Origin of the sequence: Arthrobacter sp. PAMC 25486 (assembly GCF_000785535.1) — a bacterium.
Lineage (GTDB): Bacteria > Actinomycetota > Actinomycetes > Actinomycetales > Micrococcaceae > Specibacter.
The window spans coordinates 2,281,673-2,305,579 of record NZ_CP007595.1 but is presented as its reverse complement, the minus strand read 5'-3'; the positions used below and the strand labels follow the sequence as shown (position 1 = coordinate 2,305,579).

The window sequence follows — 23,907 nt, the reverse complement described above, 5'->3', positions numbered from 1 at the left end:
GTTTTCTTGGTTTTCGGCGCACCCGTCCACGCAATTCAGGTGCCAACGGATGCCCGCAAACTGTTGGCCGCTCAGGCGAACTACAGTTAAGGCATGGAATATGTAGTGCCGCTGATTATTGTGCTGGTTATTGTCGTCGTCGTGGTGGTGGGTGCCCGCCTACTGGGGCGCCGCAATCAGGCCGCCCAAACTACGGAGCCGGGAATCGACCAGGCCGGGGCGCCTGTCAAGGCTCCGCGCGGCAACCGGCAGATCACACGGGAAACCGCCCAGGAAGCCAGTGCACGCCTCACTCCTGAAACCCACCAGCGTGTCTACGCCCTGATCGCACAGCACCAGGTGTTGAACGCCGTGAAGGAATATCGCAAGGCCACCCATATGGGACTGGGCGATTCCGCTGCGGCTGTCGCTGCTCTTGCTGAGTTTCCGCAGCCGACGCCCGAGCCGCTTCCGGAGCCCGTCCTTCCGTCCAACGATGCCCCGCTGACAGTCGAGGACATCATGAAGGCCGCCCCTCCCATAAAGGCCGCCGTTCCCAACGCCTACCGCTACCGGGCGATCGTCTCGCAGGGCGATGAGGTCCGAGAGGTTGCCAGCACACGTCTGAATGCGGAGATTTATGCGCAGATCCGACAGCTTGCCTTGGCCGGAAATTACGACGGCGCAGCTCGCCTTCTGCGGGACCACGCCGACATTGGGGTGGCTGAGGCGCAGGAGTTTGTGTCAATGATCGGCCCCGAAGATTAATCTTCGGTAGGCTGTAGTTTTTCAGGAAAGCATTCGTCCGCCGGGACAACCGGCCGTTACCAAGTGGGGGAAAGTTTGAACGTTTCCATGCACCACGGCTCGCGAAGCCTGCGTCGTTTCCTGCTTGTTGTCCTGACAGCTTGTGCCGTCATGCTGCCCATGCTGGTGGCTCCGGTTGCTGCCCAGGCCGCAGCAACCACCACGACTCGCATTGCCAGTTTCGCGGTGGCTCCGGCGAGTGTGGTCAAGGGCAAGAGTGTTACGTATTCGGGCCAGGTGCAGCGTGCGTCGGGCAAGTCTTGGGTCAAGACGGGTGCCCTCACGGTGAAGGTATATTTTGATCCGGACGGCGCCGCGCCGAAGAAGCTGGTCAAGACCATGAAGACCAGCTCCACCGGTTATTTCAAGTCGGCCACGGCGGCGACTGTTTCGGGAAAGTGGTCCGTGCAGCTGGCTGCCCAGGGCGGCTATAAGGGCTCTGCCACGACTGCCAAGGCGGTAAAGGTCGTTGCCCCGAAACCGACGCCGAAGCCATCCGTGACCAAGCCTGTGAGCAAGTGGAACTGCCCCTCCTGGGCTCCCATCAAGGGCAACGCCCCCAGCAAGATCTACCACCTGCGGGGGCAGGCCTTCTACGACAAGACAACCCCGGAGCAGTGCTTCGCCACCGAGACTGCAGCTGTGAAGGCCGGATACCGCAAGTCCAAGCGCTGACGGGCCTGGCCTGCGCGCCCCAAGCAGCCAAACGAGAATGCCCGAACCCGTCACGGGTTCGGGCATTCTCGGTTCCGGGTTAATTCCGGGCCCAGTGTGCAGCCGGCGAGCTAATGGGCAGTATGCTCCAGCACAAAACCGTCTTGATGGTGGATCAGCTGGCGGCCCATGCCGGAGTCAAGTTGGATCCATAAACATTGACGGTCGTGGGAAAGTGTCTCAACCCGGCCCGACAGTCGCCAGCCGCGGTCGTTGATCAGGGCCACCGGATCGTTCTTTGCCAGAACCGGCCACACCTGGTGGTTCTCGGGGTCAATGAAGGCTCGGTGGTGAATGGGACGTGCCATGGGATCTCCTTGTGTGAAAGTCATCGCTGCTTCCTTGATTCGTTAGTCAACACCGCCAGCATGCACGCAAGAGGTGAATCGCCTGTGAACTGCATGTGTCCAGCCGCCGAAGAGTCCATGAAGGCAAGGCGGTGTCGCGGCCGTTTCTCGCAACGAACGACGGCGGTACCCGGGTGGGAATCCCCCGCGGGTACCGCCGTCTGGGGCTGGTGAGCTGTTAGGCGCGTGCTCCCTTGCGCCGGTGCAGCGCCAGCAGGGCTGCGCCCGTGAGCAGCAGTGTGCCCGCCCCGAACAGCAGCGGGGTACCGCCGGCTCCGGTGTTGGCTAGGCTGCCTTCCGCTGCCACGGCTGTTTGGTCCGGAGAGGCCGGGGCGTCTGGGCTGTCCGTGCGGGCGGGGCCGGTGTGTGGTGCTGCCGCGGCCTCGGTTGTAGGTCTCGGCTCCAGAGCCGGCGGGGTGGCCGGACGGTCCGTGGGGGCAGGGGCCGTTGTGGACGGCGAGGGTGGATCGACAGGGGCCGGCGCCGTGGATTCGGAGGGCGGTGTGGCAGTCGCCGTGGCCGTGGGTGCGGCAGTCTCTGTGGGAGCCGCCGTGGGGGAGGGTTGTTCAGCCTGCGGTGCACGCGCCGTCAGCCACTGGCTGGCAGGCAGGGCATGGTCCACGATCCGGGTCTCGCCGATGCAACCGAGGAAGCCCGAGCCGCGGACGCCGTCGTAGGAGCCGCCGCCCAGCACCCATGACATGTCGGCAAAGCCGTTGATGCCGTGCTTGTCCAGCACATTGCGCAGCACGGGGGCACCGTCCACGAACAGTGTCACGGATCCGGCAGCAGGGTCGTCAACGATGGCCAGGTGCAACCATTTGTTGGCGTCCACGTCGCTGGACCAGTTGGAGTTGCCGCGCGGGGCATCGGAGGTGTCGGTGAAGGCCCACTGGACCTCGCGGAGGGAGGAGATGGCGCCGGCCATGGGCGGCTCTTCCTCGTCACCGCCGCCATAGCCGGGCAGGTCCTTGCGCACACCGTCGCGGCCCAGCCACGTCATCCAGGCATTTTGTTGGGCGGTCCAGGACGGGTCGATTTTGATGAACGTTTCCATGGTGTAGCCGTTGCTGAACTTCTCTGCATTGACCGGGGCGCCGTCGGCAGTCAGGAAGTAGCTCATGCGGTTGGTTTGCTGGCCGTCGCTGCCGGTGTGCTTGCTGGTGTTGGAAAAGCAGACTGAGCCGGCATCAGAGGAATAAGCGGCGTGGTCGGCTGAGAACTTCACATCATCCAGAACGGCGTCACGGACAGGGCCCTCTGAATTGAGGTCTGCGCGGGAGAAGTCGTTGAGTCCCGTGAGGTCCTTGACGGTGCCGCCTTCGGGTACTGCGGTGCCAGCCGTGCCGGACTGTGCCATGCGCCAGTGGGCCACGGTACCGTCCACCTCGGGGTAGTCGGTGGCTGCGGAAGGCAGCTCCAGTGGTTTCGACACGGGATCGGTGTACAAGGCGCGGATGTCGTTGCGCAAGGACCTGCTGTAGGACTGGACCTCAGTTCCTGAGGGGGCGAAGTCCGGTGCGAAGGAGGCAAAACGCTTCGCGAAGTCGAACTCCATGCTGTAACTGTCCCCGGCTCCGTACAGGAACGCGGTGTCCATGTCCGTGAGTGTGTCAGCGGGTTTTTCCAGGACCCAAGGGGAGAATGACGTCTGGGTCAGCACGTTGTTCGTAAAGTTGAACTCCACCAGCCCCATGTACCCGTTGCCGCCCTGGTAGGCCATTTGGTAGTCGAGCAGCTGCTGGATGACAGGCTCGCCGAAGTTGTTCATCTTCACCTGCTCCGTGGCCCCGTGGTGGTGGCCGTTGTACGTCAGGAAGATCTGGCGGTTGGTGCTGATTAGACGGTCCCACAGCTTCGTGCCGAAGTCGGTTTCCACGGCCTCGGAGGTGTCGGTGTTGATGTCGATGAGCTGGTGCGAGGTAAAAATGGTGGGAACCGCGGGGTTCGCATCAAGGACCTGCTGCGCCCAGTCGATGTCGGCATCCGAGGCGTCCCAGGACAGGCCCAGGCTCAGGAATTCCTCACCGTTCATGATGACCCGGTGGAAGCTGCCAAAGCCCGACGGCGATCGGCCGCCAAAGCTTTTCTGCTGAGCGTCCCGTGACTCCGGAAACCAGGTGAGGAAGGGATTGCTGGCGTGGACGTCATGGTTGCCGGCCACCACCTGGTAGTTGGCGCCGCCGTCCTCCATGATCTCCATGGCGTCACTTGCCACCTGCCACTGTTGTGGCTTGTCAGCCTGGTCGACGATGTCGCCCAGGTGCTCGGTGAAGGCGATCCCGTACTTGTCCTGGTTCTCGACAATCCAGTTGGTCTGAGATTCAAAGGGTGTATTGCCGAAACGCATCTGGTATTGCCGGCCCTCGTCTTCCGTAGCGTAGCGGGAGTAAAACTGGGTGTCGGGCAGGATGGCGATCGTGGAGCGCAGGCCCGTGCTGGCATGGCTGGGATCGACGGGCAGTTCCTGGGCTGCGGCTGGCACCAAGGACAAACCCAGGAGTGCTGCGCCGAGACCGGCGGCCGTGGCTAGCCCAAGAAGGCCGCGAACTTTGGTGGGGCTGGTCATGGTGTTCCTCAAGACGATTCGGTGTGCAGCTCTTCAATGCCTGAGCTGTGTGTTCGGGGCGAGCTGAATTGAATTCAGCGCAAGCGCCGCAACGAGCGTAGGGAAGCCTGGTTACCCAAAGGCCACCTCGCGGCGAACACGGAGTGTCAATGAAGTTAACTGCTGGTGCGTCACAACAGCTTGACTGTTAGGTAGCCTAATAGTTAGGCTACCTAATTATGACGAAGAAGATTCAGAATCTTGCCGGCCGATACCGTGACATTCTGCGCCAGGCAGTGTTCCTGGTGCGGTCCATGGATGCAGAGGGGGAGCTCAGCATCGGCCACGTGAGCACCCTGAACATGATCTCGGCGGAACCCATGCGTGTCGGGGCCATCGCCCGCAACGCCGGCATTCGCGTTCCCAGTGCCACCGAACAAGTCATCAAGCTTGAAGCAGCAGGCCTCGTGGAACGCATTGCGGACCCCACGGACGCCCGCGTGGTCCTGGTAAGGCTGACCGCAAAGGGCCGGGTGCAACTCCAACAAGCCAACACCCGCCGCAACGCCTCCATGGCCAAGGCCCTTGAGACGCTCAGTAGCGAAGAGCGCCAGGCCATCGACCTGGCCATACCCGCCATCGCCAAACTCAACGCCGCCCTCGCCAACCAGCCCGCAACGGTCAACAAATCGGCGCACCGGCCAGCCACAGAATAAGGCGGCGCCGGAGACGAAAGGTGCGCTCCGGCGTCGAACATCACCCCGAAGAACAACACAACGATCACAGGAGAAACAGTGCAGGCCAATGCCGCCACGGACACGCACCACCAAAGGGGCGGGAAGCTCCACACCGAAAAACAGTCCATGCTCAGGCAGCCCAAGGCGGTGTGGGCGGTGGCGTTCGCGGCCGTGTTCGCGTTCATGGGCATCGGCCTGGTGGACCCCATCCTGCCGGCCATTGCGGCGAATCTGGAGGCGACGCCCAGCGAGGTGTCGCTGCTGTTCACCAGCTATTTCCTCGTCACAGCCATCGCAATGCTCGTCACCGGATTTGTGTCCTCACGGATCGGCGGCAAGAAGACCCTGCTGATCGGGCTGGGGATCATCGTGGTGTTCTCCGCGCTGTCGGGCATGGCGAACACGGTGGACGCGTTGGTGGGCTTCCGCGCCGGCTGGGGCCTGGGCAACGCGCTGTTCGTGGCGACGTCGCTGGCCGTCATGGTGGGCGTTGCCTCCGGCGGTGCGGCCACGGCCATCATCCTCTACGAGGCTGCCCTGGGTCTTGGCCTCTCGCTCGGCCCGCTCATGGGCGCGCTGCTGGGCGGCTGGCAGTGGCGTGCGCCGTTCTTCGGCACGGCAACGGCCATGGCGATCGCGTTCATCCTGGTCATGGTGCTGCTGCCCAAAACCCCGGTTCCCGCCGTCAAGACCCGCCTGCGAGACCCCCTGCTCGCCTTGGGGCACAAGGGCCTGCGGACCACGGCCGGCAGCGCCCTGTTCTACAACTACGGCTTCTTCACCATCCTGGCATTCGTGCCGTTCATCCTCGGGTTCGACGCCTACGGAATCGGCGCCGTGTTCTTTGGCTGGGGCGTGGCTGTGGCCGTCTTCTCCGTGTTCGTGGCCCCCATGGTGCAGCGCCGCTTCGGTGCGGTCGGCGCCTTGACGGGTTCGCTGCTGGGCCTCATGGTGATTCTCGCCGGTTTGGCATTCGCCGCCGGGCATTCCGTCACGACCATCGTGGTGCTGACCATCGTCTCCGGCGCGCTGCTGGGCATCAACAACACCCTCTTCACCGAAATGGCCATGGCGGTGTCCGATTCACCCCGGCCCGTGGCCAGTGCCGGCTACAACTTTGTGCGCTGGATGGGCGGTGCCCTGGCGCCGTTCCTGGCCGCCAAGATCGCCGAGCATTCCTCCGCATCCGTGACCTTCATTGTGGCCGCAGCCATGGTGCTGGTCAGCGCCGCCGTGATCTTTGGCGGGCGCAAGTTCCTCACGGCCCACGAGCCTGTCCCAGCGTAGCTTTCCCGGGTGAGGCACGACGGCGGCGTGCCCGGCTTGGGTGCGTTGCCGTCGTGCTTCTGTTGGGTGCCGGACGGTGTGGCGGCGGGGCCTGTGGGCCGGCGCCGATCGGGGCCGGCGCTCAAGCGCTCAGCGAAACTTCTCGCCAAGCCACTGCCTCTCAAGTAGCGTAGGAGCCATGGCTACAGTTGAAATCACCACGGAATCTTTTGGACCCACCATCGAAGGCAACGACATCGTGATCGTTGATTTTTGGGCAGCCTGGTGCCAGCCCTGTGTGCGATTTGCGCCCACTTTTGAGGCTGCCTCCGAAAAGCACGACGACATTGTGTTCGGCAAGGTCGACACCGAAGCCCAGCAGCAGCTGGCCGCCGAAGCCAACATCACCTCCATCCCCACGCTGATGGCCTTCCGCGAAAAGGTGCTGGTTTTCGCCCAGCCCGGTGCGCTGAACGGCACCCAGCTGGACTCCGTCATCGACGCCGTCAAGGCTCTCGACATGAAGGAAGTCCACGCAGCCGTGGCGACCAAGCAGGCCGAGGACGCCGCCGCCGAGTAACGCAGGTCCTCTGTGAAAAATGAAGCCGATCCCGCTTTATGACCCCGGAATTCCGGGATCCGACAGCGGGATCGGCTTCCTTTTTACACGTTCGTGGTGCTGCTGGCTGCTTAGGAGCGTTCCAGCTTGACCGGCTCGGCCAGCAGCGCGCTCAATGATTCGTTGAGGTCCTGCACTGCGATGCCCTTGCTGTGCGCATCCAGGTCTTCCTTGGACGCCCACTGCTCGGTCAGGACGATCTTGTCATTCGATTCCTCGGTGATTTCGTACTGGATGCAGCCTGCTTCCTCGACGACCTGCTCAATGGCAATGTCCAGGGCGAGCTTCACGCGGAAGGACTCGCCCTCGTTGGGGATGAAGGTGGCCTGAAGGTTGATGATTTCGCTCATGGAATCAGCCTAGGCGATGCGGCGGCCCGGGCGGGAAGCCGTCCCGCAGTGTGAACTCCCGCGGGCGCAGCTGGAGCCCGCACCCCGGCCAGGGTCAGATGCTGGAGTAGCCGCCGTCGATCAGGATGTTCTCACCTGTGATCATGCCGGCATTTTCGCCGGCAAGGTAGGCGATCAGGGAGGCAACCTCTTCGGGCTGTGCAAACCGGCCGGTGGGGATCTGCTTCTTCAGGGCTTCTCCCTTCTCTCCGGCCCAGGCGAGCTTGCCAAGGGGCGTCTCTACGACGGTGGGGGAGACTGCGTTGACGGTCACTCCCTGCTGCGCCCATTCCATGGATAGCACCTTGGTCATGCCGACAATTGCCGCTTTGCTGGCGCAGTAGGCCACGTGCTCGTCCAGGCCGATCACGCTGGCCTGGGAGGCCAGATTGATGATGCGGCCGTATCTGGCTTCTGTCATGGCGTGGCCGGCCGCCTGTGCCATCTTGAAGCTGGCGGTGAGGTTCACGGCAAGCGTGGCATCCCATTTTTGTTCGCTCAGTTCAAGGGCCTTGTCTAACAGGACGATGCCGGCTGAGTTGACCAGGATGTCAACCTTTCCGGCGGCCGCCACCACTTGGCCGATGGTTTCGGTGCCGGCAGCCGCAGCGGTCAGGTCCTGGGCGATGCCCTGGTGTCCGCTGCCGGGGAGTCTGGCCATTTCTTCGTGGATCGATTCACTGAGGTCCACGCCGAACACTTGGGCGCCGCGCTCCGCAAAGTGCCGGGCCACGGAGTTTCCGATGCCGCTGGCGGCGCCGGTGACAACGACGGTGCGTCCAGCAAATTCCTGGCTCATTGCCTACTCCTCGTAGCCGCAGATGGCGTCGACTTTTTCGGCCGAGGCGCTGGACTCATCAAAGGTGTATCCGAGCCACTCGCCGGCGAGGCGGCGGGCAAGCTCCACACCGATGACGCGCTGGCCCATGCACAGGACCTGTGCGTTGTTGCTCAGAACGGAGCGCTCCACGGAGAAGGAGTCGTGGGCCGTGACAGCACGGATGCCCTTGATCTTGTTGGCGGCAATGGCAACGCCGAGGCCGGTGCCGCAGAACAGGATGGCCCTGTCGGCGGATCCGTCGGCCACGAGCTTCGCGGCGTTGACGGCAATGTGGGGGTAAGCGGTCGTATCGTTGGGATCTACACCAACGTCGATGATTTCGGCGACGAGGCCGTTGGCAGCCAGGTCCTTCTTGATGATTTCCTTGTATTCAACGCCGGCTTCATCGCAGCCGATGACGACGCGCAAGTTCTTGTTCATGGTGGGTTCCTTAAAGCTTGTGGTGTGTGGAATGGGGCCGGCTGCTATTTTGCAGGCAGGTCCGCCAATGCGGTGACCAACAGTGCCAGCGAGGTGGCGCCGGCGTCGGGGGTGCCAATGGACTTCGCTGCCAGAGGGCGGGCACGTCCCAGCTTCGGGCTCAGTGCTGCGGTCGCTGCTGCCTGCTCGACGGCCACAGCGGCGGCGGCTTGCCAGGAGCCGGCGAAGTCTGCGCCGGCGGTGACTGCGGTGGCCAATGATTCCGTGAAGGGCAGCAGCGCATCAACGAGGGTCTTGTCGCCGATGGTGGCGCGGCCCAGCTCGATGATGGCATCGGCGAAGGCGTGCGCCGCCGCCACAAAGTCCGCCGGGGTGTAGCTGGCGCGGTTGTTTTCCAGCGAGGTACCGGCCGCCTCGAGGGCTGCGCCCCACAGGACACCGGAGGTGCCGCCGGCCTTTTCGGCCCAGGCCTGGCCCGCGCGCTGCAGCACCCAGGCTGCGCCCGCACCACCCTCGGAGGCGGCGGTTGCTGTCTGGAGTGCAGCGTCGACGCCCTTGACCATGCCGCGGCCGTGGTCGCCGTCGCCCGCCACTGCATCAATGTCGCCCAGGCGCTGTTCGTGCTCGTGCAGGGTGGATGCCATGATTTCCAGGCCGGCGACGACTGCGCCGGCCAGCTGTGCGGAGGCCTCGGAGTATTCCGGGGCCACGGCCGCCTCCAGTTCTGCCTCGGCGCCGTCCTGGAAGCTCTCCAGGGCGGCAACGGGGGCGGCCTGCTTACGGTATGCGGGTGTGTAAGCGTCAGCCTTCCAGAACGTTTCCAACTCTTCATCTAGCCACATGAGTGTCAGTGAGGTGCCGCCCATGTCAAGGCTTGTCACCAGCTCGCCCACTTCGACGTCCACCAGTTCCAGGCCGGCGTCGCGCAGACGCTTGGATACCGGACCCCAAAGCAGGAACAGCTCCTCATACTTGGTGGTGCCCAAACCGTTGAGGATCACACCGACCTTGTTGCCGGCCCCTGCGGGCGCGGAGACGAGGAGCTTGTCGACCAGCATGTCAGCGAGTGCGGATGCCGTGGGCATGGGCTCGTCGCTGATGCCGGGCTCGCCGTGGATGCCCAGGCCCAGGCCGAGGTGCCCCTCCGGAACCTCGAAGAGCGGATTGTCCGCGCCGGGCATGGTGCAGCCGGAGAATGCAACACCCAGGGTGCGTGTGGCTGAGTTTGCGGCACGGCCAGCACGCTCCACGCCGCCCAGGTCGAGTCCGGCGGCAGCCGCGGCTCCCATGACCTTGAACACGGTGAAGTCGCCGGCAATGCCGCGGCGCTTTTTCTCGTCATCGGAGGAAGCAATGTCGTCGGTGACAACCACAATGCGGGTGTCGATGCCTTCCTTCCGGAGGCGCTCGGCCGCAATGCCGAAGTTCATGGTGTCACCGGCGTAGTTGCCGAAGCTCAGCACCACGCCCTGCCCCTGGTTGGCAGCCTTGGCCACCGAGTACACCTGGGCTGCCGACGGGGAGGTGAAGATGTTCCCCACGACAGCGCCGGTGGCAAAGCCAGTGCCCACGAGTCCGGCGAATGCCGGGTAGTGTCCGGAACCGCCGCCAATGACCACAGCCACCTGAGGTTCGCCGGTGCGCAGGGCTACGGCACCGCCGGCAACTCCGCGCAGGCGGTCCGCATAGATGTCAAGGAAGCCTTCAAACTGGTCATCCGAAAAATCTGCCGGTGAATTGAATATCTTGGTCATTGCTGCTCCAGGGATCTTGTTAGGAAAGGTGTGCTCAGTGCTGGCGGCCGCGGGCCGCGTCCTCGGGCACCTTGAGGAAGTGCGTCAGGGCGAATGCCACCCCGTAGAGGGCCACGAAGGCCCAGACGACGCCGGTGTTCCCGCCCCAGGGCAGGACGATCGCGACGACGGCGGCACCGAGGAATGCGGCACCTCCGGCTGCGGTGGTGTACATGGCCATGGCCGCGCCCTGGTGCCTCGGGGTCAGTGCGGGCATGATCGCACCCATGGGCACGAAGCCAGCGAGTAGGATGCCGAAGACGACGCCGGCAAGGACTGACAGCCAGTAGCCCCATTCGGAGCCGGGTGCCACCAGGTGCGGCACGTACCACCAGGCGAGCAGGCCGAGTGCGGAGCCTGCGATGCCGAACCAGCGAACGGTGCGCAGCCACCCCCACCTGTCGCCGATGGCGCCGAAGACGGCGTTGAAGGCGATGTTGGAGGCGTACACGATCACTGTCATCATGAGCCATTGGGTTTGGGTCCAGCCGAGCTGGCCGCCGATGACGGCGGGCAGGATGACAAACATGCCGTACTGCGGTGCGGTGTTGATCAGGCGGACCACAAAGCCTGCCAGGACACGCGGTTCGCTGGCCAGGAGTCGGACGCCGCCGGTGAGGACCTGGGCCGTGGACTCATGGGCCGGGGCCTGCCGCTGGGAGCCGCTCGGCTCCTTCACACCGAACCAGACAATGGCAAAGCCAATCGTCACCAAGGCAATCGAAGCCCACAGGGTTTTGGTTTCGCCTGAGGCGCCGCCGCCGAAGCCGGGGATGGCGAACAGTGCGAACAGTGAACCAAAGGTGGGTAGGCCGCCTGTGAACATGACATAGAACCAGCCGACGGCGGTGCCCTTGCGCTTGACTGGCACCACATTGTTGACCCACACCAGGAAGGCGAACGCGAACAAGGGATAGCCCAGGCCACGGAAGAAGTAGCTGGCGAAGATTGCCACTGCTGAGCCTGTGCCCAGGCTCAGCAGGAACAAGACTTCAAAGACCACCCAGAGCACGAAGCCCAGAGCCATGACCTTGCGCGGCCCGACCAGGTCCGACAAGGCGCCTGAAAGGTAGGACGCAACCATGACAGCCACCCCGTACAGGGTGATGATGGTGGGAACCAACGCAGCTTGGCTGCCGAGCGCCTCGGCCATGTGCGGGGAGATGAAGTTGGATTCAACGCCGTTGCCTGTCATGAAGACCAAGACTGCGATGAACCCCCAGCGCAGCGACTGCGGGATGCCGATCCGATCGAGCCAGGTATCCGGCGCCTTTTCCGGGGTGCGGGTGTATGAAGTCATGGTATAAAACGCCTTTGTTTTGGGGAGAGGGGTGGCCAGGTGGGTGTGAACGTGGGCGGTTACTTCACAAAGCCGGGAACGATGGACACCTTCACGGAAGCGCCTGCGGTGTCGCCGACAAGGTCCAGCGCGTCCTGGAACTTGTCCAGGGGGAACTGGTCGGTGCAGATTTCATCCAGGGGTAGGATGCCTGATTCGATCATCTTGATGGCGGCGGGCCAGCAGTGCGGGCCGAGGTGCGCGCCGCGGACGTCGAGCTCCTTGTCGTCGCTGATGATCGACCAGTCGACCGTGACATCCGAGCCGAAGACCGAGTACTCAACGTAGGTGCCGAGCTTGGCCAGCAAGTTCAGGCCCTGGCCAACAGCTGAGGGGTGGCCGGTTCCTTCGATGTAGACGTCGGCGCCGTAGCCGTCGGTCATGTCCTTGATGATCTGGACGGCATCTTCGCGGGCAATGTTGATGACCATGTCGGCGCCGCACTTGGTGGCGAGGGCGAGCTTGTCGTCTGACATGTCCAGGGCGATGACCTTCATCGGATTCTTGGCCTTGGCGCCAGCAACCATGCCAAGGCCGATCGGGCCGCAGCCTGCAATAACAACGACGTCGTTGAACTTGATCTCTGCGCGTTCCACTGCGTGCAGTGAGCAGGAGAGCGGTTCGGCGAAGGCGGCGTGGGCCGGTGGGAGATCGTGGGAGACCTTGTGGGTCAATGCCTTCATGGGGACCAGCACGTATTCGGCCATGGCGCCGTTGTAGTTGCGGAAGCCGAACATGTCGTGGGGGCCGCACATCCAGTACTGGCCGCGGACGCAGTAGCGGCACTCGCCACAGGGAACGATCTGCTCGCAGGCAATACGGTCGCCCATTTCCAAGCCGTGATGGGCGAGGCCCTTCCCATCGCCGAGAACAACGGTTCCAATGAACTCGTGCCCGGGGGTGACTCCGGTCTGTGCCCAGGCGGGGCGGTTCTCGTCGCCCCAGAACTTCGGTGCACCATGGTAGCACTTGAGGTCGCTGGCGCAGACGCCGACGGCCTCAACCTTGATCAGCAGTTCGCCCGGTCCCGGGACGGGAACCGGCAGGGTTTCCATCACGTAGTTTTCGGGTCCGTGGACGACGACTGCCTGCATAGTTGCAGGGACGGCGGTGGATGTGGGAACAGTTTCAGCAGCGGTGGTGGTCATTGTTTCCTCCAGTGGAAGTGTGATGTAGCTCAATGACTCAAGTGTGAAGACATCCTGAACAAATGTCAAGAACATAATTTCACAACGTGGGAATCGTGAAATTTTGTTCACACGAACGCCTGCTTCGGGCTACCATGGGAACAGGTCCGCCGTGGGGCAGACCACAAATGCAACCAGGGAGAATGTGCAATTGGCGACTGAAACTGCCGCCGCCCAAGGCGGCGCCTTGAGCCGGTTCCCGGTGGAAACGCTGTATCAGGCTGCCCACATGTACTACCTGGAAGACGTGAACCAGGCCCGGATTGCTGAAGTCATGAAGGTCTCACGCCCCACCGTCAGCAGGCTCCTGCAGGAGGCGAGACGCGTTGGCATGGTCAAAATTGAGGTAATTCACCCTTCCAGGGCGGTGACGGAGTCGCTGGCCGCGGAGCTGGCTGAAGCCCTCGGCCTGGAAAAGGTTTACCTTGCGGATGCTGACCAGTCCGGCCGCCTGGGTGCGGGCCTTGCACCGTTGGTGGGCGAGGCCATGCGGGACATGGAGCTGGCCCCCGGCGACATTTTGCTGGCTTCCTCCGGCCGCACCATCTATGAGCTGGCAGGGGCGCCGCTGCCCAAACTGCCCGGTGTGATAGTTGTCCCCACCGTGGGTGGGCAGACAGAACCGGAGCCGTGGTACCAGACGAACGAGATTGCACGCTCCATTGCGGAGCAGACAGGTGCACGCCCGGCGTTTCTGTGGACCCAGGCGCTGCCGTCACCGGAAATGTTTGCGCTGCTCCAGAACGACCCCGACTTCCAGCGGATCCAGCGGCTTTGGGAATCGGCGAAAGGTGCCTTGCTGGGCATCGGCGCCCCTCCGACGACCCGGAGCTCGATCTCCCGCTTCATCCCGAAAGACAACGACTCGCTGTCACGGGCAGCGGGGGACATCTGCCTGAACTTTTTTGACGCCGACGGTGCGGAAATACACTTCCCGGGCAGCGAAAATATGATCGCCACCCCGCCGGCCCTGCTACGTTCAATCCCCTGTTCCGTGGGCATTGCGGTGGGCACGGAAAAGGCACGAAGCATTGTTGGAGGGGCAAACGCCAGATACTTCCGGCGCCTTGTGACCGATGTCCGGACGGCGAAGGCCATTTTGGATCTCGTGCAGGTGGCGGCAGCCTAAGAGGCTGCCGCCAGGTCCGCAACAAATCAGCGCTTAGGTGCCGTCCCGCTGGATCCGCGCCAGAGCATGCATGTGCCCGCCTGTGGCCGGATACAGCCGGCAATAGTTGTCATACAAGGTGTCGTACAGTGGCGCCGAGGCCGGATCCGGTTCAACCACGCGCGCCATGCGCGTCCAGTCGGTCTCCGGCGGGACGGCTCCGGTGGCGATGGCCGCCATGAGCGCATCCCCGTAGCTTGCACCAATGGTCTGCTCTGGAATGATCTGGGGCCGCCCCAGAATGTCGCTAACCAGCTGGGTCCACAACGTCCCCTGCGTACCGCCGCCCACTGCCAGAATCCGCTGGATGGGCTGGCCCGAACTTTCAAAAAGTTCCAGGCTCTGGCGCAGACCGAAGGCGATGCCTTCCAGGGCAGCCCGGACCAGGTGCCCGCGGCCGTGCCGGAGGGTGAGGCCAATGATGGTGCCGCGGGCATCAGGGTCAAGAATCGGTGAGCGTTCCCCCGCAAAGTAGGGCAGTATCAGCAGTCCGTCAGCGCCGGGGCCGGCCGCCAGGGCTTCTTCCATGAGTGTTTCCATGGGGACGTCGCCGAACAGGTGTGCCAGCCAGGTGATAAGGCTTCCGGAGGTCGACATTCCGCCGGCAAGAGTCAGTGTTCCCTGTTCCACTCCTGCGGTGGTCCACAGCTGGCGGTGTGAATGGAAGGCCTCCAGTACCTGCACAAAGAACATGGTGGAGCCATACATCAGCATCAGGTCCCCGGGCTGGCGGACGCCGGCACTGTAACCTTCGGCCCAGGCATCGACGGTGCCGGCGCAGACGGGAGTTCCCGCCGGGATTCCCGTCACGGCGGCGGCGCCGGCGGTCACGGTGCCAACAATGTCGGTGGACCAAGCCAGCCGGGGCATGGGGATGTGCCGGGCGATGGCGTCCGTGCGCTCGGGAATCCAGTCCTGCCGGTGGATGTCGTACAGGGGGTCGCACTGGCTGGCCGTATGGTGGTCCAGGATATATTCCCCGGTGAGCTTGGCGGTCAGAAAAGAGCTGGCGCTGAACCAGTAGCGGGTCGCGTCGAAAATTTCGGGCTCCTCATCGGCAAGCCAGCGAAGCTTGGGCCCCACCGCCTGGGACGACAGGACCTTGCCGCCGGTGGCGTACATGGCGGCGTCGCCGAATTCCCGGTTCAGGTCCTCGATCTGCCGTTCCGCCCGGGTGTCCACACCATAGAGAATCGCCGGGCGAAGCGGTGTGAAGTCGGCATCGGTGACGACAAGGCAGGGCCCCATGCCGCTGATGGAGACTCCGGCGACCGTGGCCGGATCGTGTCTTGCGAATAGCTCGCCGCACAGGCTGATGACCTCCTCCCACCACGTGTTTTCTGCATCGAATTCCGCCCACCCGGGACGGGGGAGTGACACCTGGTGGGTGATGGTGGCGGTGCCAACAATGGAGCCGTCCGGATTCGTCAGGACGGCCTTACTGCTTCCGGTTCCTACATCAATGCCGAGGAACATGTGTGTCCGCCTCTGTGATCGGGTCATTGGCGCGTCCCATGCAAGGTGTCGCGGCCCAAGTTGAATGTCTCCATTATGCGTTGATTCTGCTGTGCCAGGACATGGTGGCCGTCCGGTCAGTGCCCGCGATGGTCCTGAATGGTCATCCGCGGCCCGAACGCCGGCTTGCGGAAACCGCTCAGCTGCAGCATCCGCACCACGCGCTGCCGGTGCCCGTGCCATGGTTCGAGCAGCTCCAGCATACCGGCGTCGTCCACCGGCTTCCCGGCCAGCGCCCAGCCAACATAGGCTGCAAGATGGTAGTCACCCACCGCCACCTGGTCGGCGTCGCCATGAGTGCGCTGCGTGACCTCCGCCGCCGTCCAGGCGCCAATTCCGGGGATGCTTTGCAGCTTTCGGCCTGCCTCTTCCGCAGGCAGCAGGCTTAACCGCTCCAAGCCCGACGACGACCGCAGCATCCGCTGCACCGTCGCCGAGCGCTGTGGTCCAACACCTGCCTTGTGCCATTCCCAGGAGGGAATGGCCGCCCACTGCGACGGGGTCGGGGCCACGAGCAAGTTGGCCGGGATGCCAGGGACGATTCCCGCTCCGGGCGCCGCAGAGCCAAACTTCCGCAACAACGTGGCGTAGCCGCGCTGGGCCTCAATCGCGGTGACCTTCTGCTCTAGGATGGCCGGCACCAGCGCGTCAACCATGCGCCCGGTGGCGGGCAGGCGCAGTGCCGGGTGCCGCCGTCGTGCTTCCCGAATGCGGCGGGGAAGCGACTCGGTAAAGGCGGGGGAGTCGAAGTGGGACCAGTCGTCATAGGTGCCAAGCAGCGCCGGGACGCCGGCCAGCGCATGTACCGCGCCCGGCCCCCAAGTCCGTGCATGCAGCTCTGTGCCGCGGTGGGTGATGCCCAGGGTTGCCGGGCCGGTGGGCGTGTTGAAGGCCAGCCAGGCAGTGCCGGGTGCCAGTGCGACGGTGGGATCGCCGGGGCCGCGGGCCAGGATTCCCAGCGTATGCTGCAGCGAATAGGAGCCGCCGGGATCCCAGACCGCTGGGGGTGCTGAAGTGGCTGCTGCGACTGTCATGGAACCATGGTCGCATGCGCTGCTGGGAATGAGGGATGCCTTTCTCCCGAGATGTGAAATCACGCCCGATTACTTTGGCCGAGGTGTGAGTTGGCGCCCTCTCCTAAGGGCCAGAGAGGGCGTCAACTCACACCTCGACGGTGGGGGTGCCATGGTCAAAGTTCGACGGCGGTCGTAGGCTGGGCGAAACAGCGGCGGCGAGGGTGATGGGCGGACATGCAACGGGTAGGGAACATCTGGGGCAAGAGGGCGCCGGCAAGTTGGCGGATGGGCGAGGACCTGTCGTGGCCGCTCACGGTGGCCCTGTATATTCGGGACGTTTTGAAGCTGCCGGCCACGGTGCCGTTCTTCATTCCACCGCTGGTGCCGGAGGTGCCCGAACACATTCCAGTCACCGGACCTGATCTAGACATCCTGCTGGGCGATGAGTGGACGGCGTGGTTCTCGGGACTGCTGGCGGACCCACGAGTTATTCCGCGAGGAGGACCCATCGACTACTTTTCGCTCGAGGACCGGGAGCCAGCGTTCCGGGACATGGTTGAGAAGTACTTTGGGTCTGCAGGGGCGGCAGCGGACAATGCTTTCGAAGCGTACTTCAAGCAGTTCCAAGCCAACCTCAGGGTTCAGGGCTTGGCTGTGACGAAGCTGGTGCAGTCCATTGAAAAGGAGCTGGGGCGAAAGGCTTCGCCCTTTGAGCTGAACCTAGTGATCCTGCCGCTGGAGGGATTCTGGCTGCGTCAGACAGGGCCGCAGCAGGTGCTCCTGAGCGAGGCCGCGCGCAGGAAACCCGAACAACTGCGCCGCCTGCTGGGCCCCGTCATCAGGGAACTGGCGCGTTAAAATCAGCCATCCGCCGTCGCACTTTCACTGTTCTTCCTGCTGAGGTGTGAGATCACGCCCTGTGGGACAGGGCGTGATCTCACACCTCGGTGAAGTGGACAGGGCGTGATGTCACACCTCGGCGAAGTGGACCGGGCGTGATGTCACACCTCGGCGTCAGCGGCGATGCCCTCCGCCGCCTGGGTCAGGATTTCCCTGCACGCCAGGATCGCCGGGCGCAGGCGGCTGGCCAGGCGGGCCGACGTGAACACTGTGCGGCGGGGCAGGTCCGGCAGGTCCAGCAGCGCCAGTGCTGGCGGTCGTCCCGTCCACATGAGATCCGGCATGAGGCCCACGGCGTTGCCGGACTCGATGAGCCTGACCTGGGCCTGGAGATCGGCTGTTTCAAAGCGGACGTCGGGCTCAAAACCGGCCTGACGGCAGGCTTGCTCGGCCCAATGGCGGGACGCGGCCCCGTGCGGTTCCATGACCCACGGCAGTCGTGCGGTGTCCTGGATGCCGATGATGGGTCCGTCCAGCAGGCGCGCCATGCCGCCGGCCACGCCCTCGTGCGGGACGGCGAGCCGAATGGCGTCGGTGGTCAGCGTTACCCGGTCGAGCTCGGGGTGCAGCGGGGCTGCATGGCCGGGATACTGTTCGGCAACCACGAGGTCAAAGTCGCGCGCCCACGTTTCGTAGAGCGCGGTTTCCGGTTCGCGCTGCACCACTTCAATGCGCACCTCGGGGTAGGCCTGGGCCATGGCGGTGAGTGTGTTCGGCAGCAAGGCCAAGGCGGCCGACTGGAACACGGCCAGCTTCACGGTTCCCGTCACGGTCGACAGGGAGGCTGAGAGGTCGGCCTCGGCACGCTCAAGGGTCTCCAATATTTCCGCCGTGTGCGCTACCAGGATCTCGGCCTGGGGCGTGAGCTGCACGCGCCGGCCCACCTTGCGCAGCAGTTTTGCGCCGGCTTCCTTTTCCAGAAGTGCCAGCTGTTGGGAGACGGCCGAGGGGCTGTATTGCAGCGCCGCAGCCACGTCGGCAAGGGTTCCGCGAAGGTGCAGTTCACGCAGCATGCGCAGCCGTTTGAGGTCCAGCATGGACGCCTCCAGATAGGTTAATAAAAGTGATCAATATCCATCATAAATCACCACTTTTGCTAAATGAACTTTAGTCGCATACTTGTGGTGAGAACCATTGTTCCAGCACGCTCCGCACAACAGAAAAGAACCCACCAGCAGCCATGACAAGCACCACCGCAGCGGCCACAGCCGCCAACATTCCGGTCCCCGGCGACGATCTCGCGGACGAGACGATCGCCTTGGTCCGGCACTGGCTCACGGAAGCCGCAAAGTTCCCCGCCGACGTGTCCGCCCAGCGGCTGGCCGGCGTCCTGAAGGACCCCAACGGGCTGGACTTCACCGTGGGATTCGTCGACGGCGTCATCCGCCCGGAAGACTTGGCCGTGGCCGGACGCAACCTTGCGGCACTGGCGCCCAAGGTCCCGACATTCCTGCCCTGGTACATGCGCGGCGCCGTCCGCCTGGGCGGCATCATGGCTCCCGTGCTGCCGCAGCTTGTCATCCCGATTGCCCGCAGGGTGCTGCGCGACATGGTGGGCCACTTGATCGTGGACGCCACCGACGCCAAGCTGGGCCCGGCCATCGCCAAGATCCGCGCCGGCGGCGTCGATTTGAACATCAACCTCCTGGGCGAGGCCGTCCTCGGAGAGAGCGAAGCCAACCGCCGCCTCGAGGGGACCCTGGCACTGTTGGCGAGGGACGACGTCAACTACGTCTCCATCAAGGAATCCTCCACCGTGGCCCCGCACTCGCCGTGGGCCTTTGACGATGCCGTCAACCACGTGGTGGACAAGCTCACCCCGCTCTACACGCTGGCCAATTCCTTCCCCAAGCCCAAGTTCATCAACTTGGACATGGAGGAATACAAGGACCTCGGCATGACCATTGCCGTGTTCAAGCGCATTTTGGACAAGCCCGAGTTCAAGCACCTCGAGGCCGGCATCGTGCTCCAGGCCTACCTGCCCGACACCCTTGCCGCCATGATCGACCTGCAGGAGTGGGCTGCCGTGCGCAGGGCCGACGGCGGCGCTCCCGTCAAGGTACGGATCGTCAAGGGCGCCAACCTGCCCATGGAACAGGTGCAGGCCTCCGTCAACGGCTGGCCGCTCGCCACCTGGGGCACCAAGCAGGACTCCGACACGAACTACAAGCGCATCGTGAACTACGCGCTGACCCCCGAACACATCAACAACGTGCACGTCGGAGTGGCCGGGCACAACCTCTTTGACGTAGCCCACGCCTGGCTCCTCGCCAAGCAGCGCGGCATCAGTGCCACCTCCGGACAGCTCGAATTTGAGATGCTGCTGGGCATGGCCACCGGCCAGGCCGAGGCCGTCCGCCGCGACGTCGGCTCCCTCCTGCTGTACACGCCTGTGGTCCACCCGGGCGAATTCGACGTGGCCATCGCCTACCTCATCCGCCGCCTCGAGGAGGGTGCCAGCCAGGACAACTTCATGTCCGCCGTGTTCGAGCTCTCCGACAACGAGGCCCTGTTCGAGCGCGAAAAGCAACGCTTCCTCGCCTCGCTGTCCGACCTTGACGACTCGGTGCCGCCCACCAACCGAGTGCAGGACCGCTCGCTGTCTGCCGCCCCTGCACCTGCGGACGGTTTCTCCAACACCCCGGACACCGACCCCGCCCTGGCCGTGAACCGCGCCTGGGGCGCCAACATCCTGGCCCGCATCCCGTCATCCACCCTGGGTGAACGCCTCGTCGCCGACACCACCGTCACCGAGCTGGACGAGCTGAACAAGATTGTGGACACCGCCGTCGAGCACTCCACTGAATGGGCTGCGCTGGGCGGGGCCGGGCGTGCGGCAATTTTGCACCGGGCCGGCGACCTTCTCAACGCCCGCCGCGCCGAACTGCTTGAGGTCATGGCCTCGGAGACAGGCAAGACGCTTGACCAGGGTGATCCCGAGGTCAGCGAGGCCGTGGACTTCGCCCACTTCTACGCCGAACGCGCCAAGGAATTGGAAACGGTCGACGGCGCAACGTTCGTCCCAGCGCGGCTCACCGTTGTGACGCCGCCGTGGAACTTCCCTGTGGCCATCCCGGCAGGGTCGACCCTTTCGGCGCTCGCTGCGGGATCCGCCGTCGTTATTAAGCCGGCGACCCAGGCACGGCGCAGCGGCTCCCTTATGGTGGCGGCACTGTGGGACGCCGGCGTGCCGCGCGAAGTTTTGGCGCTGGTGCAACTGGGCGAGAAGGAGCTGGGACAGGCGCTCGTTGCGCACCCCTCCGTTGATCGGCTGATCCTGACCGGTGGCTACGAGACGGCCGAGTTGTTCCGGCGCTTCCGCACAGACCTTCCGCTGCTGGCCGAGACGTCCGGCAAGAACGCCGTCATCGTCACGCCCAGTGCGGACTTTGACCTGGCGGCGAAGGACGTTATCCAGTCTGCTTTTGGGCACGCCGGGCAGAAATGCTCTGCGGCATCGCTGGTGATCATGGTGGGTTCCGTGGCGAAGTCCAAGCGCTTCCGCAACCAGCTGCTGGATGCGGCGGCGAGCCTCGCCGTGGGCTACCCCGGCGTGGCCACCTCGCAGATGGGCCCGGTCATTGAACCGGCGGCCGGCAAGCTGCTGGGCGCCCTGACCACCTTGGACGCCGGTGAGTCTTGGGCCATCGAACCGCGCCAGTTGGATTCCACCGGGTGCCTGTGGTCACCGGGAGTGCGGACCGGCGTTGCGGCTGGATCCCACTTCCACCTGACCGAGTTCTTTGGCCCCGTTTTGGGCGTCATGACGGCGGACACCCTCGAAGAGGCCATCGCCATGGTCAACGCGATCGACTACGGACTCACCTCCGGACTGCACTCCCTGGACTCAGCGGAGATCGGCCTCTGGCTCGACACCATCCAGGCCGGAAACCTGTACGTGAACCGCGGCATCACCGGTGCCATCGTGCAGCGCCAGCCGTTTGGTGGCTGGAAGAAGTCGGCGGTTGGTCCGGGCACCAAGGCCGGCGGACCGAACTACCTCATGGGCCTGGGCTCCTGGGTTTCAGCGCCGGCAGCGGCCGCCGCTGAGTTGGGCGATGCAGCCCGGAAGTTGCTGACGGCCGCGTCCTCATTCACCGATGATGAGCAGGCGTTCCTGAGCCGCTCGCTGCACAGCGATGCCGCCGCATGGGCCGCCGAATTCGGTGTGGCCAAGGACGTTTCGGCGCTGTCGGCCGAGCGTAACGTCTTCCGCTACCTGCCCCTGAACCCGCTGGTGCGGCTGGCCGAGGGCGAATCTCCCGCGAAGCTCCTGCGCGTGCTGGCGGCAGGAATCCTGGCCGGGGCAACACCGGAGGTCTCCTCCGGCGTCGCACTTCCCAGCGAGGTGCAGGCCCTGCTGTTCAGCCTGCGGATTTCGGTCGCTGTGGAGCACGACGGCGACTGGCTCACCCGGGCGCGGCGCTTTGGTGCCGGGCGCATCCGCCTGATCGGCGGGGATGCTGCGGCCGTGTATGAGGCCACTGGCGGGCGGCCCGACCTGGCGATTTACCACGGTTCGGTGACGGAAGCCGGGCGTGTGGAGATGCTGCCGTTCCTGCACGAGCAGGCCGTCAGCATCACAGCGCACCGCTTCGGCACGCCGGACCACCTCTCGGACGGCCTGATCTAGCACTCCAGCGGCAGAGACGGAGCTGCTGAGGCAAAAATGCGCCCGCTCCCTACTAATGCGCCCGCTCTACGGGGCGCATTAGTGGGGAGCGGGCGCATTTTTCTGGGGAGGTCAGGCTTGCGCGATGCGGACCGTGTTGCCGGACGGGTCGCGGAACGCGCAGTCCTTCGGGCCCCACGGCTGATCGATGGGTTCCTGCAATACCTCGGCACCGGCGGACACTGCCTTCTCGAAGGTGGCATCAAGGTCTGATGCGCTGAAGTTGAGCATGGGCAGCACGCCCTTGGCGAGGAGGCGCGCCATGGCGTCGCCATCGTCCTTGGAGCGGCCAGCGTGCGGCTCGGAGAGCACGATCCCCAGACCCGGCTGGGTGCTGGTGCCCATGGTGACCCAGCGGAATTCACCGTTGCTGACGTCGTTCTGGACAACAAGCCCCAGTGCGTCGCGGTAAAAGGCGATCGACTCGTCGGGGTCATTGACGGTGAGGTGCGTGTACTGCAGTGAAATAGTCATGGCACCAACGCTAATGCGGCAGCCTTGCCGCTGCTTCTTCAATCCTGCTCGACTTGGCGGCGCCCGCGCCTGGGTTTGCCGACTTGGTGGCGGCGCGGGTGCCATTGCCGGCGCCGTTGCGGGCCGGCCGGGTAGTGACTCTGACAAAACAGGGCGGCATGGCTTCGATGGCGCTGTGGTCGCGGGACTTGTAGCTGCTGGGCGTTTCGCCCATGATTTCCGTGAACCGCGAGCTGAAGGAACCCAGCGAGGTGGCGCCCACGGCCATGCACGTATCCGTCACCGAAGCTCCAGCACGCAGCAGCGCCGACGCTCGTTCGATGCGGCGGGTCATGAGATAGGAATAGGGTGTCTCACCGTAGGCGGCGCGGAACTTGCGCGAGAAGTGGGCGGGGGACATGAACGCCTTCGCCGCAACGGTGGGCACGTCCAGCGGTTGAGCGTACTCCCTGTCGATCAGGTCCCTGGCCCGGCGCAGCAACGTGAGCGTGGCCAGCTCCTCCTCCGTCACTGACGGTTGGGGGTTCATGCCGGGTCCTTGGTAGCCGCGGGGGTCGCAGTCCCGTCCGCGATTGCGTCCGCCGGGACTACCGCCAGCCTGCGCAGCCACACCTCGACCTCGGCAGGTGAGTGCAGCCGCACCACACTCAGCCCCGGAAATTCGCCTTCCAAGGCGGGAACGCGCAGCCGCAGCTTGTACCGCGTGCGCCAGCCCCAGCGGATGATGTGGTCGCGATCGGTGAACACGCCGTGCAAGGGGCCCTCAAAATTGCCGTTCCACAACTCCTGGCCGCGCAGCCGGCGCCGCACTGTGCGCCGCACCAGCCGCGACATGGACAGCCACACAGGATAATCGAGCCACACCAGTGTGTCCGCGCGCTCGGCGAGCATGCGGCGCACGGCAGAATATTGCCACTCGGTGACCCAGCCAGACCCCTTGGTGAGATGGCCGACGTCGGAGGTAAAGTCCGTGCGCGGCACCCAGTTGGGTCCGTGGAACAGGCTGTCGATCTCGGTGTGCGGCAGGTCCAGCACCCTGCCGAGGCGCGCGGCCAGGGTGGTTTTGCCGCAGCCCGAGACCCCGGCAACGAGGATTCGTTGGGGCCGGGTGGGCAGGGGGTCGGCAGCGGTCAGCATGAAAGCAAGTTTATTGCGGCAAAAGCCCTAAACGGTAAT

The 23,907-nt window shown here is 64.5% G+C and carries 22 protein-coding genes; 8 read left to right on the top strand and 14 right to left on the bottom strand.

Features of this window, described 5'->3' with window-relative positions; genetic code table 11:
* Positions 1 to 93 precede the first annotated feature (93 nt).
* Positions 94 to 747 carry a hypothetical protein gene (locus art_RS10600; RefSeq protein WP_038464853.1) on the top strand — a complete coding sequence of 218 codons (654 nt, stop codon included), beginning with the start codon at positions 94 to 96 and terminating at the stop codon, positions 745 to 747.
* 75 nt (positions 748 to 822) lie between these two features.
* Positions 823 to 1,461 carry a hypothetical protein gene (locus art_RS21005; protein WP_157875235.1) on the top strand — a complete coding sequence of 213 codons (639 nt, stop codon included), beginning with the start codon at positions 823 to 825 and terminating at the stop codon, positions 1,459 to 1,461.
* Positions 1,462 to 1,571: 110 nt separating this feature from the next.
* Here art_RS21005 and art_RS10590 read toward each other — a convergent pair whose 3' ends face one another.
* Both art_RS10590 and art_RS10585 read right to left on the bottom strand, forming a co-directional pair.
* On the bottom strand, positions 1,572 to 1,808 hold the full coding sequence (locus art_RS10590; RefSeq protein WP_052136945.1) for a hypothetical protein: 237 nt from the start codon (positions 1,806 to 1,808) through the stop codon (positions 1,572 to 1,574).
* 217 nt (positions 1,809 to 2,025) lie between these two features.
* Positions 2,026 to 4,416, bottom strand: a complete 2,391-nt coding sequence (locus art_RS10585; RefSeq protein ID WP_052136244.1) for a LamG-like jellyroll fold domain-containing protein — start codon at positions 4,414 to 4,416, stop codon at positions 2,026 to 2,028.
* A 218-nt stretch (positions 4,417 to 4,634) separates the two neighbouring features.
* Here art_RS10585 and art_RS10580 point away from each other — a divergent pair, with 218 nt between their 5' ends.
* The 3 genes from art_RS10580 to art_RS10570 all read left to right on the top strand — a co-directional run bounded on the left by art_RS10580 (position 4,635) and on the right by art_RS10570 (position 6,978).
* On the top strand, positions 4,635 to 5,111 hold the full coding sequence (locus art_RS10580; protein ID WP_052136243.1) for a MarR family winged helix-turn-helix transcriptional regulator: 477 nt from the start codon (positions 4,635 to 4,637) through the stop codon (positions 5,109 to 5,111).
* A 78-nt stretch (positions 5,112 to 5,189) separates the two neighbouring features.
* Positions 5,190 to 6,419, top strand: coding sequence for an MFS transporter (locus art_RS10575; RefSeq protein WP_052136240.1), 1,230 nt, complete (start codon positions 5,190 to 5,192; stop codon positions 6,417 to 6,419).
* A 178-nt stretch (positions 6,420 to 6,597) separates the two neighbouring features.
* Positions 6,598 to 6,978 (top strand): co-chaperone YbbN, encoded by a 381-nt coding sequence (locus tag art_RS10570; RefSeq protein WP_038464849.1) that lies wholly within the window; start codon positions 6,598 to 6,600, stop codon positions 6,976 to 6,978.
* Positions 6,979 to 7,088: 110 nt separating this feature from the next.
* Here art_RS10570 and art_RS10565 read toward each other — a convergent pair whose 3' ends face one another.
* The 6 genes from art_RS10565 to art_RS10540 all read right to left on the bottom strand — a co-directional run bounded on the left by art_RS10565 (position 7,089) and on the right by art_RS10540 (position 13,016).
* Positions 7,089 to 7,367, bottom strand: a complete 279-nt coding sequence (locus art_RS10565; protein WP_038464847.1) for a putative quinol monooxygenase — start codon at positions 7,365 to 7,367, stop codon at positions 7,089 to 7,091.
* Positions 7,368 to 7,461: 94 nt separating this feature from the next.
* Positions 7,462 to 8,205, bottom strand: a complete 744-nt coding sequence (locus tag art_RS10560; protein WP_038464846.1) for a GolD/DthD family dehydrogenase — start codon at positions 8,203 to 8,205, stop codon at positions 7,462 to 7,464.
* A gap of 3 nt (positions 8,206 to 8,208) precedes the next feature.
* Entirely contained in the window at positions 8,209 to 8,667 is a 459-nt protein-coding gene (locus tag art_RS10555; RefSeq protein ID WP_038464844.1) for a ribose-5-phosphate isomerase, read from the bottom strand.
* A gap of 44 nt (positions 8,668 to 8,711) precedes the next feature.
* The gene (locus art_RS10550) at positions 8,712 to 10,421 is read right to left on the bottom strand and encodes a dihydroxyacetone kinase family protein (protein ID WP_038464842.1); all 1,710 of its coding nucleotides are present in this window, start codon (positions 10,419 to 10,421) and stop codon (positions 8,712 to 8,714) included.
* Positions 10,422 to 10,455: 34 nt separating this feature from the next.
* Positions 10,456 to 11,760 carry an MFS transporter gene (locus art_RS10545; RefSeq protein WP_038464840.1) on the bottom strand — a complete coding sequence of 435 codons (1,305 nt, stop codon included), beginning with the start codon at positions 11,758 to 11,760 and terminating at the stop codon, positions 10,456 to 10,458.
* Positions 11,761 to 11,819: 59 nt separating this feature from the next.
* Positions 11,820 to 13,016, bottom strand: a complete 1,197-nt coding sequence (locus art_RS10540) for an alcohol dehydrogenase catalytic domain-containing protein (protein WP_367643779.1) — start codon at positions 13,014 to 13,016, stop codon at positions 11,820 to 11,822.
* Positions 13,017 to 13,137: 121 nt separating this feature from the next.
* Between art_RS10540 and art_RS10535 the strand changes: the two genes are divergently transcribed.
* A complete protein-coding gene (locus art_RS10535; protein ID WP_052136943.1) occupies positions 13,138 to 14,115 on the top strand; it encodes a sugar-binding transcriptional regulator in 978 nt (325 codons plus the stop codon).
* 33 nt (positions 14,116 to 14,148) lie between these two features.
* Here the strand turns inward: art_RS10535 and art_RS10530 are convergent, their stop codons facing one another.
* Together art_RS10530 and art_RS10525 are read right to left on the bottom strand one after the other, a co-directional pair.
* Positions 14,149 to 15,630 carry an FGGY-family carbohydrate kinase gene (locus art_RS10530; protein WP_038464838.1) on the bottom strand — a complete coding sequence of 494 codons (1,482 nt, stop codon included), beginning with the start codon at positions 15,628 to 15,630 and terminating at the stop codon, positions 14,149 to 14,151.
* Between the two features lie 116 nt (positions 15,631 to 15,746).
* The gene (locus art_RS10525; protein ID WP_038464836.1) at positions 15,747 to 16,703 is read right to left on the bottom strand and encodes a DNA-3-methyladenine glycosylase; all 957 of its coding nucleotides are present in this window, start codon (positions 16,701 to 16,703) and stop codon (positions 15,747 to 15,749) included.
* A 216-nt stretch (positions 16,704 to 16,919) separates the two neighbouring features.
* Here art_RS10525 and art_RS10520 point away from each other — a divergent pair, with 216 nt between their 5' ends.
* Positions 16,920 to 17,543: a hypothetical protein gene (locus art_RS10520; RefSeq protein ID WP_157875234.1), complete on the top strand. Its 624-nt coding sequence runs from the start codon at positions 16,920 to 16,922 to the stop codon at positions 17,541 to 17,543.
* A 143-nt stretch (positions 17,544 to 17,686) separates the two neighbouring features.
* Here art_RS10520 and art_RS10515 read toward each other — a convergent pair whose 3' ends face one another.
* On the bottom strand, positions 17,687 to 18,622 hold the full coding sequence (locus art_RS10515; protein WP_038464832.1) for a LysR substrate-binding domain-containing protein: 936 nt from the start codon (positions 18,620 to 18,622) through the stop codon (positions 17,687 to 17,689).
* Between the two features lie 143 nt (positions 18,623 to 18,765).
* Between art_RS10515 and art_RS10510 the strand changes: the two genes are divergently transcribed.
* Positions 18,766 to 22,218: a bifunctional proline dehydrogenase/L-glutamate gamma-semialdehyde dehydrogenase gene (locus art_RS10510; protein ID WP_038464830.1), complete on the top strand. Its 3,453-nt coding sequence runs from the start codon at positions 18,766 to 18,768 to the stop codon at positions 22,216 to 22,218.
* Between the two features lie 111 nt (positions 22,219 to 22,329).
* On the opposite strand, the gene art_RS10505 is transcribed toward art_RS10510, so the two are convergent.
* The 3 genes from art_RS10505 to art_RS10495 are packed head-to-tail and all read right to left on the bottom strand — an operon-like array spanning position 22,330 to position 23,868.
* Complete coding sequence (locus art_RS10505) at positions 22,330 to 22,731, bottom strand: VOC family protein (protein ID WP_038464828.1); 402 nt, start codon at positions 22,729 to 22,731, stop codon at positions 22,330 to 22,332.
* 10 nt (positions 22,732 to 22,741) lie between these two features.
* A complete protein-coding gene (locus art_RS10500) occupies positions 22,742 to 23,242 on the bottom strand; it encodes a helix-turn-helix transcriptional regulator (protein ID WP_082000546.1) in 501 nt (166 codons plus the stop codon).
* A 14-nt stretch (positions 23,243 to 23,256) separates the two neighbouring features.
* Positions 23,257 to 23,868 (bottom strand): ATPase AAA, encoded by a 612-nt coding sequence (locus art_RS10495; RefSeq protein ID WP_038464826.1) that lies wholly within the window; start codon positions 23,866 to 23,868, stop codon positions 23,257 to 23,259.
* Positions 23,869 to 23,907 lie beyond the last annotated feature (39 nt).

Bases quoted from the DNA above. Each gene is read 5' to 3' on its own strand.
- art_RS10600 (WP_038464853.1), top strand. From the start codon at position 94: ATGGAATATGTAGTGCCGCTGATTATTGTGCTGGTTATTGTCGTCGTC.
- art_RS10590 (WP_052136945.1), bottom strand. From the start codon at position 1,808: ATGGCACGTCCCATTCACCACCGAGCCTTCATTGACCCCGAGAACCAC.
- art_RS10585 (WP_052136244.1), bottom strand. From the start codon at position 4,416: ATGACCAGCCCCACCAAAGTTCGCGGCCTTCTTGGGCTAGCCACGGCC.
- art_RS10580 (WP_052136243.1), top strand. From the start codon at position 4,635: ATGACGAAGAAGATTCAGAATCTTGCCGGCCGATACCGTGACATTCTG.
- art_RS10570 (WP_038464849.1), top strand. From the start codon at position 6,598: ATGGCTACAGTTGAAATCACCACGGAATCTTTTGGACCCACCATCGAA.
- art_RS10565 (WP_038464847.1), bottom strand. From the start codon at position 7,367: ATGAGCGAAATCATCAACCTTCAGGCCACCTTCATCCCCAACGAGGGC.
- art_RS10560 (WP_038464846.1), bottom strand. From the start codon at position 8,205: ATGAGCCAGGAATTTGCTGGACGCACCGTCGTTGTCACCGGCGCCGCC.
- art_RS10555 (WP_038464844.1), bottom strand. From the start codon at position 8,667: ATGAACAAGAACTTGCGCGTCGTCATCGGCTGCGATGAAGCCGGCGTT.
- art_RS10550 (WP_038464842.1), bottom strand. From the start codon at position 10,421: ATGACCAAGATATTCAATTCACCGGCAGATTTTTCGGATGACCAGTTT.
- art_RS10545 (WP_038464840.1), bottom strand. From the start codon at position 11,760: ATGACTTCATACACCCGCACCCCGGAAAAGGCGCCGGATACCTGGCTC.
- art_RS10530 (WP_038464838.1), bottom strand. From the start codon at position 15,630: ATGTTCCTCGGCATTGATGTAGGAACCGGAAGCAGTAAGGCCGTCCTG.
- art_RS10525 (WP_038464836.1), bottom strand. From the start codon at position 16,703: ATGACAGTCGCAGCAGCCACTTCAGCACCCCCAGCGGTCTGGGATCCC.
- art_RS10520 (WP_157875234.1), top strand. From the start codon at position 16,920: ATGCAACGGGTAGGGAACATCTGGGGCAAGAGGGCGCCGGCAAGTTGG.
- art_RS10515 (WP_038464832.1), bottom strand. From the start codon at position 18,622: ATGCTGGACCTCAAACGGCTGCGCATGCTGCGTGAACTGCACCTTCGC.
- art_RS10510 (WP_038464830.1), top strand. From the start codon at position 18,766: ATGACAAGCACCACCGCAGCGGCCACAGCCGCCAACATTCCGGTCCCC.
- art_RS10505 (WP_038464828.1), bottom strand. From the start codon at position 22,731: ATGACTATTTCACTGCAGTACACGCACCTCACCGTCAATGACCCCGAC.
- art_RS10495 (WP_038464826.1), bottom strand. From the start codon at position 23,868: ATGCTGACCGCTGCCGACCCCCTGCCCACCCGGCCCCAACGAATCCTC.